Source organism: Pseudonocardia sp. SID8383, from assembly GCF_009864975.1.
Lineage (GTDB): Bacteria > Actinomycetota > Actinomycetes > Mycobacteriales > Pseudonocardiaceae > Pseudonocardia > Pseudonocardia alni.
In genome coordinates this window covers 1-2,483 of the sequence record NZ_WWFY01001003.1, presented here as the reverse complement: position 1 = coordinate 2,483, position 2,483 = coordinate 1, and the positions used below count along the sequence as shown (strand labels likewise).

1 protein-coding gene is annotated in these 2,483 nt (G+C 77.8%); it reads right to left on the bottom strand.

The window, feature by feature from the left end; translation table 11 throughout:
- Window positions 1–2,483 (bottom strand): acyltransferase domain-containing protein (locus GTW08_RS24205; RefSeq protein WP_161152579.1); only part of this gene is annotated, 2,483 nt, incomplete at both ends.

Here is a 2,483-nt window from a genome sequence, read left to right as displayed (position 1 = left end):
CAGGCCCCACGCGGCCGCGGCGGCCACGTCGTCACCGGTGGTGGCGCCCCGGGTCACCACGACCAGGCGGGAGCCGTCCAGGCGGTCGGCGTGGTCGAGCCAGGTGCGGACGGCGGCGAGCGCGTCGGCGGCACAGCGGTGCGCCTGCGCGGCCTCCGCTCCCCCGGCCAGGCCGAGCAGCACGACGTCGGGGGCGGGACCGTCTGCGGTCACGAGCGTCGCCAGGTCCGTCGGTCCGGCGACGCCGCCGTGCGCGGCGCCGAGGCCGGGGTGCGTGGCGAGCCCGAGCACGTCGTCGCCGGCGATCACGACGCTGCCGGGGACCTCACCCGCGGGGGTGACGGGCGTCCAGTCGAGCCGGAACAGCGCGTCCCGGGCGACGGCACCGGCGGAGTCGAGGTCGAGCTCGCCGACTCCGCGCAGCACCAGCGAGTCGACGGTGACGACCGGTGCACCGGTCCCGTCGGCGACGGCGACGGCGATCGCGTCGTCGGCGACCGGGGTCAGGCGCACCCGCAGGGTCCCCGCGCCGCTCGCGTGCAGCGTCACGCCCTCCCAGGAGAAGGGCATACCCCCGCGGCTGCGCTCGCCCAGCTCGACGAACCCTGCGGCGTGCAGTGCGGCGTCGAGCGCGGCGGGGTGCAGGCCGAAGGCGTCGACGTCGGTACGGCCTGCCTCGGGCAGCACGATCTCGGCGAGCACGGCGTGGTCGTGGCGCCAGGCCGCGGTGAGGCCGCGGAAGGCGGGGCCGTAGCCGAAGCCGGCCTGCGCCAGGCGGTCGTAGAGGTCCTCGACCCCGAGCGGCTCGGCCCCGGCGGGCGGCCACTCGGTCGCGTCCGGGGTCGCCGGGACGGCGCCGCCCGCGGCGAGGACGCCGGTGGCGTGCGGGGTCCAGGGAACGTCGTGCTCGGCGTCGGCGTCGGTGTCCGGCCGGGCGTAGACGGTCAGGGTGCGGCGGCCACCGGCGTCCGGGGCCCCGACCCACAGCTGGACCGCGACCCCGCCCTCGTCGGGCAGGGCCAGCGGGGCGGCGAGGGTCAGCTCCTCCACCCGGTCGCAGCCGACCTCGTCGCCGGCCCGCACGGCCAGCTCCAGGAAGGCGGTGCCGGGCAGCAGGGTGGTGCCGCGCACGGTGTGGTCGGCGAGCCAGGGGTGGGTCTGCAGGGACAGCCGTCCGGTGAGCAGCGCGCCCTCGGAGTCGGCGAGCGACACCGTGGCCGACAGCAGCGGATGCCGGGCGGCGCCGAGCCCGGCCGAGCGCAGGTCGGCGGCACCGGTCTGGAGGGCCTTGGGCCAGAACCGGCGGCGCCGGAAGGCGTAGGTGGGCAGGTCGGTGCGGCGGGCGCCGGTGCCGGCGAACCAGGGTGCCCAGTCGACGGCGGTGCCGTGGGTGTGCAGCGCGGCCAGTGCGGCGGTGAGGGTGTGCTCCTCGGGGCGCCCGGCGCGCAGCGCGGGCACGGCGACCGAGGCGGGGGCGCCGGGGTCCGCGGCGTCGAGGCAGTCGCGCGTCATGGCGGACAGGGGGCCGTCCGGGCCGAGCTCGAGGAACGCGGTGACGTCGTGGCGGGCGAGCCAGTCGACGCCGTCGGCGAACCGGACGGCGCTGCGGACGTGCTCGACCCAGTAGTCGGCCGAGGTGAGTTGGGCGACGGTCGCGAGCTCGCCGGTCACGTCGGAGACGATCGGGATCAGCGGTGCCTGCAGGTCGAGGCCCTCGACGACGGCGCGGAACTCGTCGAGCATCGGTTCCATCAGCGGCGAGTGGAACGCGTGGCTCACCCGCAGCCGCCGGGTCCGGCGTCCCTGGTCGGCGAGCAGGCCGGCGACGGCGGTGACCGCCTCGTCGGCGCCGGACAGCACGACCGCCGACGGGCCGTTGACCGCGGCGACCGAGACCCGGTCGCGGTACCCGTCGAGCAGGGCCTCGACCTCGGCCTCGGTGGCCTGCACCGCGACCATGGCGCCACCGGTGGGCAGCGCCGCCATCAGGCGGCCGCGGGCGGCGACCAGGGTGGCGGCGTCGTCGAGCGCGAGCACCCCGGCGACGTGTGCGGCGGCGATCTCGCCGACCGAGTGTCCGAGCAGGTGGCCCGGGGTGACGCCGAGGGAGGTGACGAGCCGGTACAGCGCCACCTCGACGGCGAAGATCGCGGGCTGGGCGTACGCGGTGTCGTCGAGCAGCGCGGCGGCGGTCTCGTCGGGGGTGGTGCCGTCGGTAGTGCGCCGGAGGATCTCGCGCAGCGGGCGCTGCAGCTCCGGGTCGAACGCGGACAGCACCGTGTCCAGGGCCTCGGCGAACACCGGGAAGCGGGCGGCGAGCTCGCGCCCGGCGCCGATCCGCTGCGAGCCCTGCCCGGTGAACAGCACGGCGAGCCGGCTGTCCGGCCGGGCCTCGGCGGTCACCGTGTCACCGGCCGCGGCGGGATCGCCCGCGGCCAGCGCGTCGAGACCACCGGCGAGGGCGTCGCGGTCGGCGGCGAGCA